The organism is Thermococcus aegaeus, assembly GCF_055393685.1.
Window position 1 is genome coordinate 1,692,041 of sequence record NZ_AP042464.1, and the last position, 15,445, is coordinate 1,707,485.

Sequence of the window (15,445 nt, forward strand, 5' to 3'; positions counted from 1 at the left end):
GGTTTACCACTCTTCTTCCTCGTCCCAGTCTTCGTCCCAGTCCTCTTCAAAATCTTCCTCCCAGTCTTCCTCTTCCCATTCTTCTTCATCCCAGTCCTCATCCCAATCTTCTTCCCATTCTTCCTCTTCGAAGAGCTCTTCTTCCTCTTCATAATCCTCGACTTTCTTTTTCTTGGGAGGTTGCATGTTTATCACCTCCGCCCCCTCTAGGGGCATTCTTATCTCTGCAGCCAAGGTTTATAAACTTTATCAAAAAATTTTTCAAGTTTTACAGCTTTGTTTCCAAATTCAAGCAGTTTCCTGCTTTTTTGTGTTTTCCTTAATGTTTTTAATGTCCTCACGTGATTTATCAATCATGAGGGTTGCGGTTGTTACTGAGAATGCGAGGGTTTACTACCTTGCAACAAAGGTCTTACGTGAGTATAAAATCCCTTTTTACAGCCTTAAGCTTACAGATAGAATCCCCTTTGATGTTGAGGTCGTTCTGACGAGCTTGGAGGAGTACGATAAAATCAATTTCCCAGTCAAGATAGCGGTTGTAAATGAGAACTTCATAGACGAACTTCTGGCGAGGCTTGAAGGGAGAAAAAGGTTTAAGAACATATACATTGCCATAGATCCCGGAGAGAGGCCGGGAGTGGCCGTTGTTGCAGACAACCGGGTAATTGAGGTCTATCATCTCAAAAATCCTAAGGACGTTGGCACGATCTTAGAGCTTTTGGAGAAGTATCCCAAGGCAAAGATTAAGATAGGACATGGGGCAAAAAGACATCGAATATTAATGCTTAAAAGCCTTGCTTCAGTGCTTGGTGAGGATTTTCCCATTATCCTCGTGAATGAGAGGGGCACAACCCCAAAGGTTGGTGGGATAGAAATCTCTCAGGTGCAGGATATAGTTGCCTCGATAAACATAGCTTTAAGAGATGGAAGAGAGGTTAAATTGGGAGAGCTTATCCATGCTGGTGAACCTACAAAGGGTGAAATCGAGTACATAAAAACTCGGAGCCGAGAATTGAGTAATGGTAAAATAACAATCTCGTCGAAGCTTGCGAGAGAAGTGGCTAAGGGAAATTTGACCCTGGAAGAAGCGATTGAAATTCATAAAAAGAAAAAGGGTGATAAAAAATGATTTTTGGGAAGGAGGAAACCAAAGAAGAAATAAAATTGAGGGTTGCTGAAGCGTTAAAGCGAGATGTTGGTAGGGGGATAGTTAGGTTTGATAGAAAGTATCAAAAGCAGCTTGGCGTTGAACCTGGAGATATAGTGGAGCTGGAAGGAGAGAGGAAAACCGCAGCAATAGTTGAAAATGCTCATCCCGACGATAGAGGCCTTGACATAATAAGAATGGACGGCTATATTAGGAGAAATGCAGGAGTTAGCATAGGGGATTACGTCACGGTAAGAAAAGCGGAGGTTCAAGAAGCAAAGAGGGTCGTTTTGGCACCGGCACAAAAGGGGGTCTATCTCCAGATTCCAGGTGAGCTCGTTAAAAGAAACCTCCTCGGAAGACCGGTGGTCAAAGGAGACCTAATCGTGGCAAGTGGAAGGGAGACAGAATTCTATACCGGCTCCCCATTTGATGAGCTGTTTAGGGGCTTCTTTGAGAGCCTTCCTTTGGGATTTGGCGAGCTTAAGTTCATCGTTGTGAACACTAATCCAAAAGGGATCGTTCAGATAACCTACAACACCGAAATAGAGGTTCTTCCACAGGCGGTAGAGGTTAAAGAAGAAAAGGTTCCTGAAGTTACCTATGAGGACATTGGAGGCCTTAAAGAAGCCATCCAAAAGATTAGAGAGATGGTAGAGCTTCCTCTTAAGCATCCGGAGCTGTTTGAGAGACTTGGCATTGAGCCGCCTAAGGGTGTTTTGCTTTATGGTCCTCCGGGGACTGGTAAGACTTTGTTGGCTAAGGCTGTTGCCAATGAGGCTAATGCTCACTTCATAGCAATTAACGGTCCAGAAATCATGAGCAAATACTACGGAGAAAGCGAAGAGAGGCTAAGGGAGATCTTTAAGGAGGCGGAAGAAAATGCTCCGAGCATAATCTTCATTGACGAGATTGACGCAATAGCTCCAAAGAGAGAAGAAGTTACAGGTGAAGTTGAGAAGAGAGTTGTTTCTCAGCTTTTAACCTTGATGGACGGCTTGAAGAGCAGAGGCAAGGTAATAGTAATAGCTGCCACTAACAGACCCGATGCTCTAGATCCTGCCCTTAGAAGGCCTGGTAGGTTTGATAGGGAGATTGAGGTTGGCGTTCCAGACAAGCAGGGAAGAAAGGAAATACTCCAAATCCACACAAGAGGAATGCCCCTTGAGCCAGATTATGATAAGAAGAGCGTCTTGAGGGTGTTAAATGAGCTGAAAAGGAAATCCTCCTTCGAGAAGGCAAAGCTCGATGAAATTATTAAGAAAGTTGAGGGAGCAAAGGACGAAAACGAGATTAAGGAGATTTTAAAAGAGGACGGCGAGATATACAAAGAAGTTAGGCATCGTTTGATTGACCTTCTCCTTGAGGAGCTTGCTGAGAAGACTCACGGGTTCGTTGGTGCTGACTTGGCAGCATTAGCGAGAGAAGCCGCAATGGTTGTCCTGAGGAGGCTAATAACAGAAGGGAAGATAAACCCCGAGGAAGAAAGGATCCCACCAGAGGTGCTTCAGGAGCTTAAGGTCACAAAGAATGATTTCTATGAGGCATTGAAGATGATTGAACCTTCGGCTTTAAGGGAAGTCCTCATAGAGGTCCCCAACGTTAGGTGGGAAGATATTGGAGGCCTTGAGAACGTTAAGCAAGAACTGAGGGAAGCAGTGGAGTGGCCTCTCAAGTATCCTAAGGCTTTCCAGAGGCTTGGAATTACTCCACCGAAGGGAATCCTCCTCTATGGTCCTCCGGGAACTGGTAAGACTTTATTAGCTAAAGCCGTCGCTAACGAAAGTGAGGCCAACTTCATTGGCATCAGAGGGCCAGAAGTGCTTAGCAAATGGGTTGGAGAGAGCGAAAAAAGGGTTAGAGAAATTTTTAGAAAGGCAAGACAGGCTGCTCCTACGGTGGTGTTCATTGACGAGATTGACGCAATAGCCCCAATGAGGGGAAGCGACATCAACAGGGTTACTGATAGGCTTATTAACCAGCTGCTCACAGAAATGGACGGGATTGAAGAGAACAGTGGTGTTGTGGTCATTGCTGCTACAAACAGGCCTGATATCCTCGATCCGGCGTTACTTAGGCCGGGAAGATTCGATAGGCTCATCTTAGTTCCAGCTCCGGATGAGAAGGCAAGACTTGAGATTCTCAAGGTTCACACGAGGAGGGTTCCTCTTGCAAGTGATGTTAGCTTGGAGGAGCTAGCAAAGAAAACCGAAGGCTACAGCGGTGCAGATTTAGCTGCATTGGTTAGAGAAGCAGCCTTGATTGCCCTTAGAAGAGCTGTTTCCAGAACTCCTAAGGAGCTAATAGAAGAACAAGCTGAAGAGTTCCTTGAAAAGCTTCGCGTTTCAAAGAGGGACTTTGAAGAGGCGATGAAAAAAGTCAGGCCAAGTATAACAAGGTATATGCTCGATTATTACAAACAATTTGAGGAGAGCAGGAAAGCTACTGGGGGAGGGGAACGTAAGGAGGTTGATTACTTCACCCTTTGATCTTTCATTTTCAGAAAAGATTTTATAGAAAAAAGGCGATTTTTTATGTAGGCAAAAATTGGAGGGGACTAAGATGGTGAAAATTAAGGCATCAAAGCTTAGGGATATGGAACTTATAACTGACACTGGAATAAGACTCGGATGGCTTTACGATCTGAGTTTTGATGAGGAAACCGGAGAAATTTTGGTGATTGTTGCTGAGCCGGATGAAGACCTAGACACGAGTGAGTTTGTTACCGATCATGAAGGGCTTCTCCTCATACCGATGAAGGCCGTTAAGAGCATCGGAGAATTTATTGTTATTGATCACAGCAAACTCGCTGTAAAGTCCAAGCTAAGAAGGATTTCAACGATAAAGGAGAAACTTCAAAGACCTTGAGGTGATTGCATGGAGATTAAGCGCTGGGGTGTTTGGATATCTGCTTTTGTCTTCATGATTTTATTTGTAATTCTCACGGTTCACTTTATAAAATCTAAAAATCCCGATAAAGCTGCGATATCTGTGATTCTGGCGTTTTGTTCCATATATTTGGGAATGAAACTTGCAGGAATTGAAAGGAGCGAAGATGAGAGAATTAAGGAAATGGAAGTTTTAACTTTAACCTTTGAGATTTCCTTTCCGATAATAGCGGCATTCTCCGTATGGAAGTTAGCGAGCAGTTATGGGACAAAGGAGTTTGAAATCCTCAGTAGATACTTTTTTGTTGTAGTGCAACTCTTTGTATATTCTTTTCTAGTCGCAAGGCTCTATTACTGGCTCAAAAGGTAGAGCTTTGAAATATTGAAGTTGGGAACAGGTGTGTGGGGAAAAGGTTTATAAGGATGTAAAGGAAACTTTACGTAAAGGAAACTTTACATGGTGAGAAAGATGAGCAAGCTTGTCCATCTTCCACCACTAGTTGGTGTTATGACAATGGGATGGATAATGGGTTGGGCACTCCCAGAGGGAAAAGTTGAAGTATCCGTGGCGGTTTTTGTCTTAGGAGCGTTTTTCATTCACACCTATTACTTAATCCTTGAAAATAGGGGTCATGTCTTCGAGGACGAGCGTACAAAAAGGATAAGCGAAATTGCCGCAGTAAGAACTATTCAAATTGTAGAAGTAACTTTGGCTATCGCTATGATAGCTCTCACAGGAAAGCTGAGTGATCCGAAGTTTGCGGGGGCTTTTGCTGCCATAGGACTCACACTTGCTGGAATGCTTTTCCTACATTTCATTCTAAGGCACTATTACGCGAGGGTGATGTGAATGAATCCATTGGCAGTTTACTATCTAATTGTTCTCTCAATCGTTCTCGTCTTGGCGTGTTTAAATTATATGAGACGCAAAGCTTTGGGGGAAAAGCTAGATGAGAGGGGAGAGAATATCAGCAGACTAGCAGCGAAGAAGACCCTTCAAGTGTTGCAAGTGTTCGTTGGTTTAATGCTGTTTTATGAGGCCTTCTGGGGGAGGGAGCGCTGTATTGTATTAGTGATCGTTGCTCTTATCAGCTTTTTCCTTCCAACGATTCTTGAAATTCACTATTCCAGGGTGATGTGAATGAACGAATTACTCATCGTTGCAGTTGTCTCCCTTATTGGTGGAGTTCTTCTTGGAACTTTGATGACGAGAATTATGCTTCGAGAAATAGGGCTTCCCGCCGATGAGAGAGCGAGGGAAATAGATAAAAGGACTGCACTTAAAGCTTTGGAGCTCGTTATGATTGTGGACATCATTTTATTATTTTATCATTGGTTTGTTACAAAAAACAGCGATGCTAGGGACACAGCTTTGATAATCTTCATGGCGATATTCTTTAGCATCTGGATCTTTAGAGCATACTACGCTAGGAGGATGTGAGCATGAAGAACCGTCTCCGCGAGCTCAGAGAAGAGAGAGGACTAACGCAAGAGGAGCTTGCCAAAGCCCTTGGCGTCACGAGGCAGACTATAATAGCGATAGAGAAAGGCAAATACGACCCATCTCTAAGGTTAGCCTTTAAGATAGCAAGGTTTTTTAACACGAAGATTGAGGATATATTCATATACGAAGAAGAGTAATCTTGTAGGAGAGTGAGAAGTTGCCCGCTGTAAAAGTTGAAAACCTTGAGAAGGATTATGGAAAAATCAAGGCTCTCAAAGGAATAAGCTTTGAGATTAAAGAGGGAGAAATCTTCGGCTTAATTGGTCCTAACGGCGCTGGAAAGAGCACAACGCTCAAGATTCTAGCAACTTTGTTAACTCCAACGGGAGGAAGGGCTGAAGTTTTTGGCCACGATGTAGTTAAAGAGGGAGATGAAGTAAGGAAGCTCATAAGCTACCTTCCGGAGGAAGCCGGGGCTTATAAGAACCTCAAGGGGATTGAGTACCTCCAGTTCATGGCAAAGCTCTATGCTAAAACGGGAAAGAGCTATGGAGAGATGCTTAAGCTTGGTATAAAGCTTAGTGGCCTTGGAGATAGGCTGAACGACAAAATTTCCACGTACTCAAAGGGTATGACGAGAAAGCTTTTGCTTGCGAGGGCTTTGATGGTTGAGCCTAAGCTTGCCATTCTGGATGAGCCGGCAAGCGGGCTGGACATAATAAACGCATACTCCATAAGGCAGACGATAAAGAGCTTTGCAAGAGAGAAGGGGATAACATTTCTAGTTTCGAGTCACAACATGCTTGAGGTAGAGTTTCTCTGTGATAGGGTTGCTCTGATAAACCGTGGTGTGATAGTTGAGATCGGAACCCCAAAAGAGCTGAAGGAAAAATACGAAGCGGAAAACCTCGAAGAGGTCTTTATGTCCATAATCCAAACGGGCGGTGGAGGTGTTTGAATGAGCGACTTCTGGATACTCGTAATGAAAGAACTCAAAGACCTTCTGAGAGACAAGGGACTCATCTTTGGCATAATAATAGTGCCTCTAATCATATATCCCGCCTTGGGACAGATGATGCAGGTAGGCTTTGAACAGGCTCAAGAGGAAACTAAGGTTGTATTGGTGAACCTTGATGAAGGTCAATACGGCGATCTGCTGATCAAAGCTTTAGAAACTGCCCCTAATGTGACTCTAACCAAGATAGATGCCTTGAGCATTGATGAAGCTATCAGGAAAGCTCAAGAGAAGAACTACAACATGATTGTAATAATTCCGAAGAACTTTTCAAAGGCTATAGAAAACAACCAAAAGGCTCAAGTTGAGGTGTACGGCATAATCAAGGGGATAAGTGGAGGCATGAGGGAAGCGGTAAGCGAAGGTAGAATAAACGCTGTGCTGACAGTTCTCAACGAGTATCTCGCGAAGCTAAAGATACAGCAGAACATAGAAGGTGACCCCGAGGCTATTCTAAGACCAATAGACGCAAAAAGCTTCACCGTAATTAAGGGGCGCATTGTTGCCGTTCCACCTTCGTTGGTAGCGAACATCATAGCATCTCAGTCTTTTTCTATGCCTATCGTAATATTCATAATGATAATATTGGTTGCCCAAATGTCAGCTGGGAGCATGGCTATGGAAAAGGAGAACAAAACTCTCGAAACCCTTCTAACTCTGCCCGTGAAGAGGATAACTATTGTGGCTGGAAAAATGGTAGGAACGGCTGTAATAGGCATAATAGCGGCAATAGCCTATATGATAGGTATGAGAAACTATCTCGGGAGCTTGACTTCTTCAGCTCAGGTTGGAATTTCTCTTGAAGACCTTGGACTGACGGTTACTCCACAGGGGGCGGCACTTTTTGTTCTTATAATGTTCCTAGCGATGATATTCGCCTTGAGTTTCGCGATGCTACTTGCTGTTTTTGCAGAGGACACAAAGAGCGCAAACACCGTAGTAAGTGCGGGAATAATGCCGCTGGCATTTCCTACGTTCATACTCATGTTTGCAGACATAGAAACTTTGCCTTTGGCAATCAAGTATTTTTTGCTAGCAATCCCCTTCAGCCACCCGATATTGGCTTCTAGGGCAATGCTTATGGGAGAATATTCCACAATGTACGCCAGTGCAATCTATTTAGGAGCTATATCAGTACTGACGCTCTTTGTAACCGCAAGGTTTTTCACAACAGAAAAAATCCTCACGGCAAAGCTGAGATTTAGGAGAAGAGGGTAATTTTTCTTTTTTAAATTAATCCTGAGAATTGGAAAAGCTTGAAGATTCCGAGGGCTAAGGCTATGCTAACTGTTGGTGTAGCGATCCATCCAAACGCTATCTCCCATATAACTTTCTTCTCTACTCCCCTTCCTGCCGCAAGTCCTACTCCAACAACTCCTCCCACTATAGCCTGGCTTGAGCTAACTGGGAGCCCAAACATGTTCGCCAAGCTAACCGCTATAGCCGAGCCGAATTGGGCTGAAAAAGCCGAGATGGGGCCGAGGGATGTAATCTTTTTACCCACCGTGTACATTACGGCGTAGCTGAACGTTAAAGAACCCAAGGCTAGACTTAACGCCCCAAACATCCCAGCAGTTTTCGGACTAAAGAAGCCTGCCCCAACGAGAAGACCCGTTGCATTTGCCACCTCATTTGCCCCAAAGTTAAATGCCATGTATGATCCTCCGAGAACAGCAAGCCACTTGTAAAGAAACTCAATTCTCCCCAAGCTTTTAATGCTGTTTATTATTTTTCCAGGGCGTGTTTAGTTTCACCCCCTGTTATTTAAACAGTATTTGACTCTGAGGAGGATTTTCAGACCATAACACATTACCCCAAGCAGGATTCGGGTTACAGTAGTCTTTTTCAGAAAACAGGGGATCCTACTGCCAAACCACGTTGTAAACGCACCCCAGAACCCCTCATGAGGATTCCTATGCCTGTACTCTTCTTCAGAAAACACTCTGTCTCTCTTCTTACTACCAAAACCACCTGGAGCGTTCTTAGTTTTCTTAACAATCGGCCGATAACCCTTTTCCACCACAGTGTTCAGAACTTTCTTTGAATCATAAGCCCCATCAGCATAAAAATTCCCAGAACCCCCCGGCAGGAGTTCAATCAGCTCGTTCTCAGAAGTTGTGATCTTCACAGCAACCGGATACAGTAAACCCGGCAGGATTCTCGTTATTGCCTGAACTTCTATCCTGCCCTTTTTTTATTTGTAATAATGGTTGAGTCTGCTTGAGTGCTGGCGTAGGGTAATTTCTGGAGTTTTTTCAGGAGGTGGTTTGTCAGTTCTTCGAGGTTCAGCTTTTTCTCCCAGTTGTGGAGGGTTGAGTAGTGAATGTTTGCTCCGAAGAATTTTCTGCCGTAGTGCTGGGCGTCTCTGAGAGGTAGGTTGTAGTATTGTTTAAAGAGGAGTATTGCCAGTATTGTTTTTACTGGAAATTTTTTGGATTTTGGCAGGTTCTTCAGCTTTCCTTCTGATTCGAAGTCTGCTAAAACGTCAAGAATTGCGAATGCCACGCTTTCAGGGTCTTTGAGTCTGTGATCCCATCTGGGGATCACGACAACCACCCGAAAGAATTCAGCAAAAACCCTAATAAAGGTTACTATAAACACGCCCTATTTTTCCATAAAACCTAAAGAGTATCAGGGCGAATAAACCCGCTAAAATAGGGGAAAATACCCAGGCTCCGGCTATTTTCAATAGAGTCTCCCATTTTATCGGAGCATTTATCGCTATTCCAACTCCCACAACCCCTCCAACTATGGCTTGGGTGGTAGATACGGGGAGCCCTTTTATAGTTGCTATAGTGACCCAAATACCAGCCGCAAGGAGGGCTATTATGGCAATTTTGAGTGTGAGGTACTCTGGAGGAACAATACCTTTGCCTATTGTTTTCATGACCTTGTAACCCTTCAGGTAAGCCCCAAGCATGACGAATATCGCTATGGTTAATGTTGCCTGATGGAAGCTTAGCAATCCAGCCCCTACTGCAGTTCCCATTGCATTTGCGCTATCGTTAGCTCCTATGTTCCATGCTATGTAGAATGTAATTGCAATTGCCGCTATTACTATTGCCTCCATTGCCTTCACCATCTATATAGTCTATATAGCGGAGGAGAGCTTAAAAAAATTAACTCTTGTGCTTTCCTAGTTCCATGTTTTACAAACGTAAAGGTATTTTTTGTGTCTGCTGGTGTATCATATTATCCATTGAACATACTATTTGTTCACTTTTACTCAAAGACAGATGCCGAAAGAGGTTTCTTGCCATACCGAAAACTAAATAAATGCACTAGGTGAAATAATACCGACAAAACTTGGGAGGAAGAGACGATGATAGAGATTCGTTTTCACGGTAGAGGTGGACAAGGTGCAGTTACAGCCGCAAACATTCTAGCCGAGGCAGCTTTCTTAGAGGGCAAGTACGTCCAAGCGTTCCCGTTCTTTGGTGTTGAAAGAAGAGGTGCTCCAGTTACAGCTTTCACAAGAATTGACGACAAGCCAATTAGAATCAAGACCCAGATTTATGAGCCAGATGTTGTAGTTGTCCTTGATCCCTCTCTCTTGGATACGGTTGACGTTACAGCCGGTCTTAAAGAGGGAGGAATGGTAATTGTAAACACCGAGAAAACCAAGGAGGAAGTCCTCGAGAAGCTCAAGAAGAAGCCAGCCAAACTGGCACTCGTTGACGCTACAACAATAGCCCTTGAAATTCTCGGTCTGCCGATTACAAATACCTCAATTCTTGGTGCTGTTGCAAAAGCAACTGGGATAGTTAAGATAGAAAGCGTGGAAGAGGCTATCAAGGATACTTTCTCCGGAGAGCTTGGCGAAAAGAACGCCAAAGCTGCAAGAGAAGCCTTTGAGAAGACTGTTGTTTACGAGCTTTGATTTTTCCTTCCTTTAAAATCCATTTAGGGGTGAAACGTCTTGAATACTTTATTTGGGGAGAAGAAGGCAAAATCTGAAAAAATGGTATTTAAGTCCGTTGATGAGTATCCAGAGGCCCCAATAACACTAGGGACGACACTATCAAACTTCACAGGCGATTGGAGAACTTTCATGCCAGTTATCGACGAGAGCAAGTGTATAAAGTGCTACATTTGCTGGAAGTTCTGTCCGGAGCCAGCAATATATATCAAGGAAGATGGCTACACTGCAGTGGACTACGACTATTGTAAGGGTTGTGGAATCTGTGCAAACGAATGTCCAACCAAAGCAATAAGCATGGTAAGAGAAGAGAAGTGAGGTGGTAAAATGCCAAAGAAAGTTGTAAGTGGTAATTACGCTGCAGCTTACGCTGCTAAACATGCTAGAGTTGAGGTTGTAGCCGCTTATCCTATCACACCTCAAACCTCAATTATTGAGAAAATAGCCGAGTTCATTGCTAATGGGGAAGTTGAAAACCTTCAATATGTGCCCGTTGAGAGCGAGCACTCTGCAATGGCTGCCTGTATAGGTGCTTCAGCAACAGGTGCTAGGGCTTTTACTGCTACCTCCGCCCAAGGTCTTGCCCTAATGCACGAGATGCTCCACTGGGCGGCTGGAGCAAGGCTCCCAATTGTTATGGTCGATGTTAACAGAGCTATGGCTCCTCCATGGAGCGTTTGGGATGATCAAACTGACTCCCTAGCGCAAAGAGACACAGGATGGCTTCAATTCTACGCCGAAAACAACCAAGAGGTTTATGACGGAGTATTGATGGCATTTAAGATTGCAGAGCATGAGAAGGTTAACCTTCCTGTAATGGTAGTTGAGAGTGCCTTCATCCTCAGTCACACTTACGATGTAGTTGACATGCCAGAGCAGGAAGAGATAGATGAGTTCCTCCCACCGAGGAAGCCCTTGTACACACTTACTGACTTTGAAAACCCATTCTCAGTTGGCGCCTTAGGAACTCCAGCTGACTATTATGAGTTTAGGTACAAGATAGCCAAGGCAATGGAAGAGGCAAAGAAGGTCATCAAAGAGGTTGGAAAGGAATACGGTGAGAGATTTGGAAGGGATTACAGTCAGATGATAGAGCTCTACAAGACTGATGATGCTGAGATAGTCTTCATGGGAATGGGCTCTCTTATGGGAACCGTAAAAGAGGCAGTTGACATGCTCAGAAGTGAGGGGTATAAGGTCGGAGCAGCCAAAGTTATATGGTTCAGACCGTTCCCGAAGGAAGAGCTCTATGAATTGGCAAAGAACGTTGAAGGAATAGCGGTTCTCGATAGGAACTTCTCCTTTGGGCAAGAGGGAATCCTCTTCAACGAGGCTAAGGGTGTCCTCTACAACACTGACGCAAAGCCAATAATGAAGAACTACATCGTTGGACTTGGTGGAAGAGACCTTACAGTGAACGATGTGAAAGCAATAGCCAAGAACATGAAGGAGATAATCCAAAAGGGCAAGCTCGATAGGGAAATTGAATGGTACCACTTGAAGAGGTGAGAAAAATGGAGCTTCCTGCTGATGTTAAGAAAAGATTAACCCTTCCCTTTGAAGAGCACTTTTATGCTGGGCACACTGCTTGCCAAGGTTGTGGTGCAGCCTTGGGTTTGAGATACGTCCTTAAAGCCTATGGAGGAAAAGCAATATTCACAATTCCAGCATGCTGTTCTACAATCATAGCCGGCCCATGGCCCTACACTGCTTTAAATGCTCCCCTCTTCCACACTGCATTCGAGACAACGGGTGCAGTAATTAGTGGTATTGAGGCGGCATTAAAGGCAAAAGGATACAAGATAAAGGGCGAAGATGGAATAATGGTCATTGGATGGGCTGGAGATGGTGGTACAGCTGACATTGGTCTTCAGGCCTTAAGCGGTTTCCTTGAGAGGGGACACGATGCCCTTTACATCATGTACGATAACGAGGCTTACATGAATACCGGTATCCAGAGGAGTTCCTCAACCCCATACGGTGCTTGGACAACCAATACTCCGGGTGGAAAGAAGCACTTCCTTGAGCAGAGGCCAAAGAAGAAGGTTATCGATATTGTTATAGCCCACAAGCCGGCTTATGCAGCAACTGCGAGCATTGCCTATCCAGAGGACTTCATGAGAAAGCTCAAAAAGGCCCAAACAATTAAGGGGCCCTCTTTCATTCAGCTCTTTGCCCCATGTCCAACCGGATGGAGAAGCCCAACAGACAAGAGCATAGAGCTTGCTCGCCTAGCGGTTCAGACTGCATACTTCCCGCTCTTTGAATACGAGAACGGAAAATACAAGATAAACATGCCTTCACCAAACAAAGAACCAAAGCCCCTCGAAGAGTACCTCAAGCTCCAGGGAAGATTTAAGTACATGACAAAGGAGGATATAAAGATACTCCAAGAATGGGTGCTCAAGGAATGGGAAGAGCTCAAGAAGAAGGCTGAGCTCTTCGGTTGATTTTTATTTCTTTTTGCGAAAAGTTTAAAGAAAAGTGTGATAACTCACTCGGGGTGGTATGTATGGCGGAAAGTCCTTTCAAGGCTGATATTGAGAGAGTCCAAAAGGAGTATAGCGAAAAAATGACACCAGGTGCAATAGTCTACATTCCCGGAAGCAGCGTTGTTAACAAGACCGGTGGTTGGAGAGTTTTCATGCCAAAGTTTAACAAAGATAAGTGCGTCAGATGTTTCTTGTGCTACACCTTCTGTCCAGAGCCCGCAATTTATCTGGACGAGGAAAGCTATCCAGTGTTTGATTACGACTATTGTAAGGGTTGTGGAATCTGTGCAAACGAATGCCCAACCAATGCAATTGAGATGGTTAGAGAAGTCAAGTGAGGTGGTATAAATGCCTATGAGGAAAGTTATGAAGGGTAATGAAGCTGCTGCTTGGGCAGCTAAGCTTGCAAAGCCAAAGGTTGTGGCTGCATTCCCAATTACACCATCAACTCTCGTTCCCGAAAAGATTAGTGAATTTGTCGCCGATGGAGAAATGGATGCCGAGTTCATAAAAGTTGAGAGCGAGCACTCAGCAATTTCTGCATGTGTTGGTGCCTCTGCTGCAGGAGTTAGAACCTTTACAGCAACTGCTTCCCAAGGTTTGGCTTTGATGCATGAGGTTCTCTTCATAGCTGCAGGAATGAGGCTCCCAATTGTTATGGCAATTGGTAATAGAGCCCTCTCAGCCCCAATTAACATCTGGAACGACTGGCAGGACACGATAAGTGAGAGAGATACTGGCTGGATGCAGTTCTATGCGGAAAACAACCAAGAGGCACTTGACTTGATATTAATCGCCTTTAAGGTTGCAGAAGATGAACGCGTTTTGCTCCCAGCAATGGTTGGATTCGATGCGTTCATATTGACCCACACAGTAGAGCCAGTTGAGATTCCAGACCAAGAGGTAGTTGATGAGTTCCTTGGGGAGTACGTTCCAAAGCACGCTTACCTTGATCCGGCTAGACCAATTACTCAGGGTGCTCTTGGGTTCCCAGCTCACTACATGGAGGCAAGATACACAGTTTGGGAGGCTATGGAAAACGCGAGAAAAGTTATCAAGGAAGTATTTGACGAGTTCGAGAAGAAGTTCGGTAGAAGGTATCACATGATTGAGGAATACAAGACAGACGATGCTGAGATAATTCTCCTCACTATGGGCTCACTCGCTGGAACACTCAAAGAGTTCGTGGATAAAAAGAGGGAAGAGGGCGTAAAGATCGGAGCAGCAAAGATGACGGTTTACAGACCATTCCCAATTGAGGAAATTAGAGCCCTCGCTAAGAAGGCAAAGGTTCTTGCAATTCTCGAAAAGGACATCAGCTTTGGAATTGGCGGTGCGGTCTTTGCAGACACCAGCAGAGCACTCATAAATGAGAAAGAAAAGCCAATAATCCTCGACTTCATATTGGGTCTCGGTGGAAGAGATGTCACCTTCGAAAATCTCGAAGAGATTGTCGAGATTTCAAAGAAGGCGCTTGAGGGAGAGAAGGTTGAGGAAGTCAACTGGATAGGATTGAGAAAGGAGATTTTGTGAGGTGGTTATGATGGCAGTTAGAAAACCCCCAATCACAACTCGCGAATACTGGGCACCTGGTCACGCTGCATGTGCCGGTTGTGGACCGGCTATAGTCATGAAGCTAGCTACAAAAGCATTCAGTGAGGCTATGGAGGAGAAATATGGTGATCCAAACGCTTTTGCAATAGCCCATGCAACTGGATGTATGGAAGTTGTTTCTGCTGTATTTCCATACACAGCTTGGAAAGCTCCATGGGTACATGTAGCTTTTGAAAATGCTGCAGCTGCAGCCAGCGGTGTTGAAGCTGCATGGAAGAAGCTCGGCAGGAAAGGAAAGATACTTGCTATTGGTGGAGATGGTGGTACAGCTGACATTGGTCTCCAAGCACTCTCCGGAATGCTTGAGAGAAGGCACAACGTGGTCTACCTCATGTACGATAACGAGGCTTACATGAACACTGGTATTCAGAGGTCTTCCTCAACCCCATACGGAGCATGGACAACCACCTCACCTCCAGGGAAGTACTCAATTGGTGAGGACAAGCCAAAGAAGTGGGTGGCGTTAATCGCTGCAGCCCACCAAGTCCCATACGTTGCAACGGCTAGCATTGGGGACCCATATGATTTCTACAGGAAGATGAAGAAAGCAGCTAGTGTTGATGGGCCAGCTTTTGTTCAAGTTTTGGCGCCATGTGTCCCCGGATGGAGGATTCCACCGGAGAAGACAGTTGAAGTAGCTAAGCTGGCAATTGAGACAGGTCTCTGGCCACTATTTGAGATTGAGAATGGAGACTTCCATAACATAAAGTTCCAGAGGTTCCCCAAGGATGGAAAGTTCAAGAAGCCAATTGAAGACTACCTTAGGTTGCAAGGAAGGTTTAAGCACCTCTTCAAGAGACCCGAAGCGATACAGGAGCTCAAGAACCAGATAAAAGAGCTATGGAGAATTCTCGGTAAAGAAGTCGAACTTCCATGAATTCCCTTCTTTTTTGTTACTCATTTTTGTGTAATGTTGTGTATTTTGT

20 protein-coding genes and 2 pseudogenes are annotated in these 15,445 nt (G+C 44.6%); 17 read left to right on the plus strand and 5 right to left on the minus strand.

What is annotated here, in order from left to right; all coding sequences use genetic code 11:
- Positions 1-3: 3 nt before the first annotated feature.
- Entirely contained in the window at positions 4-216 is a 213-nt protein-coding gene (locus tag ACZ5NL_RS09180) for a hypothetical protein (protein ID WP_464841982.1), read from the minus strand.
- A 139-nt stretch (positions 217-355) separates the two neighbouring features.
- Between ACZ5NL_RS09180 and ACZ5NL_RS09185 the strand changes: the two genes are divergently transcribed.
- The 10 genes from ACZ5NL_RS09185 to ACZ5NL_RS09230 all read left to right on the plus strand — a co-directional run bounded on the left by ACZ5NL_RS09185 (position 356) and on the right by ACZ5NL_RS09230 (position 7,712).
- Positions 356-1,129, plus strand: a complete 774-nt coding sequence (locus ACZ5NL_RS09185; protein WP_020953776.1) for a RuvC family protein — start codon at positions 356-358, stop codon at positions 1,127-1,129.
- On the plus strand, positions 1,126-3,636 hold the full coding sequence (locus ACZ5NL_RS09190; protein ID WP_252743631.1) for a CDC48 family AAA ATPase: 2,511 nt from the start codon (positions 1,126-1,128) through the stop codon (positions 3,634-3,636). The genes ACZ5NL_RS09185 and ACZ5NL_RS09190 overlap by 4 nt, the downstream gene beginning before the upstream one ends.
- A 73-nt stretch (positions 3,637-3,709) precedes the next feature.
- Positions 3,710-4,015, plus strand: coding sequence for a PRC-barrel domain-containing protein (locus tag ACZ5NL_RS09195; protein WP_252743630.1), 306 nt, complete (start codon positions 3,710-3,712; stop codon positions 4,013-4,015).
- Positions 4,016-4,024: 9 nt separating this feature from the next.
- Positions 4,025-4,405 (plus strand): hypothetical protein, encoded by a 381-nt coding sequence (locus ACZ5NL_RS09200; protein WP_464841983.1) that lies wholly within the window; start codon positions 4,025-4,027, stop codon positions 4,403-4,405.
- A 99-nt stretch (positions 4,406-4,504) separates the two neighbouring features.
- Positions 4,505-4,885, plus strand: coding sequence for a DUF2178 domain-containing protein (locus ACZ5NL_RS09205; RefSeq protein ID WP_464841984.1), 381 nt, complete (start codon positions 4,505-4,507; stop codon positions 4,883-4,885).
- Positions 4,886-5,176, plus strand: a complete 291-nt coding sequence (locus ACZ5NL_RS09210) for a hypothetical protein (protein WP_087037502.1) — start codon at positions 4,886-4,888, stop codon at positions 5,174-5,176. It begins immediately after the preceding gene.
- Complete coding sequence (locus ACZ5NL_RS09215; RefSeq protein ID WP_464841985.1) at positions 5,177-5,476, plus strand: DUF2178 domain-containing protein; 300 nt, start codon at positions 5,177-5,179, stop codon at positions 5,474-5,476.
- A 2-nt stretch (positions 5,477-5,478) separates the two neighbouring features.
- Positions 5,479-5,676: a helix-turn-helix transcriptional regulator gene (locus tag ACZ5NL_RS09220; protein WP_087037506.1), complete on the plus strand. Its 198-nt coding sequence runs from the start codon at positions 5,479-5,481 to the stop codon at positions 5,674-5,676.
- Positions 5,677-5,696: 20 nt separating this feature from the next.
- Complete coding sequence (locus tag ACZ5NL_RS09225) at positions 5,697-6,437, plus strand: ABC transporter ATP-binding protein (protein WP_464841986.1); 741 nt, start codon at positions 5,697-5,699, stop codon at positions 6,435-6,437.
- Positions 6,438-7,712: an ABC transporter permease gene (locus ACZ5NL_RS09230; RefSeq protein WP_464841988.1), complete on the plus strand. Its 1,275-nt coding sequence runs from the start codon at positions 6,438-6,440 to the stop codon at positions 7,710-7,712. It abuts the gene before it with no gap.
- Between the two features lie 10 nt (positions 7,713-7,722).
- Here ACZ5NL_RS09230 and ACZ5NL_RS09235 read toward each other — a convergent pair.
- The 4 genes and pseudogenes from ACZ5NL_RS09235 to ACZ5NL_RS09250 all read right to left on the minus strand — a co-directional run.
- Positions 7,723-8,226 (minus strand): annotated as a pseudogene (locus ACZ5NL_RS09235) (inorganic phosphate transporter); the annotation flags it as partial.
- Between the two features lie 18 nt (positions 8,227-8,244).
- A complete protein-coding gene (locus tag ACZ5NL_RS09240; RefSeq protein ID WP_042696758.1) occupies positions 8,245-8,622 on the minus strand; it encodes a hypothetical protein in 378 nt (125 codons plus the stop codon).
- A gap of 50 nt (positions 8,623-8,672) precedes the next feature.
- Positions 8,673-9,050, minus strand: coding sequence for a hypothetical protein (locus ACZ5NL_RS09245; RefSeq protein ID WP_464841843.1), 378 nt, complete (start codon positions 9,048-9,050; stop codon positions 8,673-8,675).
- Between the two features lie 49 nt (positions 9,051-9,099).
- A pseudogene (locus ACZ5NL_RS09250) lies at positions 9,100-9,564 on the minus strand (anion permease); the annotation flags it as partial.
- A 252-nt stretch (positions 9,565-9,816) separates the two neighbouring features.
- On the opposite strand from ACZ5NL_RS09250, the gene ACZ5NL_RS09255 reads away from it, so the two are divergent.
- The 7 genes from ACZ5NL_RS09255 to porB all read left to right on the plus strand — a co-directional run bounded on the left by ACZ5NL_RS09255 (position 9,817) and on the right by porB (position 15,396).
- Entirely contained in the window at positions 9,817-10,374 is a 558-nt protein-coding gene (locus ACZ5NL_RS09255; protein ID WP_087037513.1) for a pyruvate/ketoisovalerate ferredoxin oxidoreductase subunit gamma, read from the plus strand.
- Positions 10,375-10,413: 39 nt separating this feature from the next.
- Positions 10,414-10,731 (plus strand): 3-methyl-2-oxobutanoate dehydrogenase subunit delta, encoded by a 318-nt coding sequence (locus ACZ5NL_RS09260; RefSeq protein ID WP_464841990.1) that lies wholly within the window; start codon positions 10,414-10,416, stop codon positions 10,729-10,731.
- A gap of 9 nt (positions 10,732-10,740) precedes the next feature.
- Positions 10,741-11,922, plus strand: coding sequence for a pyruvate ferredoxin oxidoreductase (porA, locus tag ACZ5NL_RS09265; protein ID WP_464841992.1), 1,182 nt, complete (start codon positions 10,741-10,743; stop codon positions 11,920-11,922).
- Between the two features lie 5 nt (positions 11,923-11,927).
- Positions 11,928-12,863, plus strand: coding sequence for a 3-methyl-2-oxobutanoate dehydrogenase subunit beta (locus ACZ5NL_RS09270; RefSeq protein ID WP_464841994.1), 936 nt, complete (start codon positions 11,928-11,930; stop codon positions 12,861-12,863).
- Positions 12,864-12,925: 62 nt separating this feature from the next.
- Positions 12,926-13,243, plus strand: coding sequence for a pyruvate synthase subunit PorD (porD, locus tag ACZ5NL_RS09275; protein ID WP_464841995.1), 318 nt, complete (start codon positions 12,926-12,928; stop codon positions 13,241-13,243).
- A gap of 10 nt (positions 13,244-13,253) precedes the next feature.
- Positions 13,254-14,438: a pyruvate synthase subunit PorA gene (porA, locus tag ACZ5NL_RS09280; protein ID WP_464841996.1), complete on the plus strand. Its 1,185-nt coding sequence runs from the start codon at positions 13,254-13,256 to the stop codon at positions 14,436-14,438.
- Positions 14,439-14,448: 10 nt separating this feature from the next.
- Positions 14,449-15,396 carry a pyruvate synthase subunit PorB gene (gene porB / locus ACZ5NL_RS09285; RefSeq protein WP_464841997.1) on the plus strand — a complete coding sequence of 316 codons (948 nt, stop codon included), beginning with the start codon at positions 14,449-14,451 and terminating at the stop codon, positions 15,394-15,396.
- Positions 15,397-15,445: the final 49 nt, after the last annotated feature.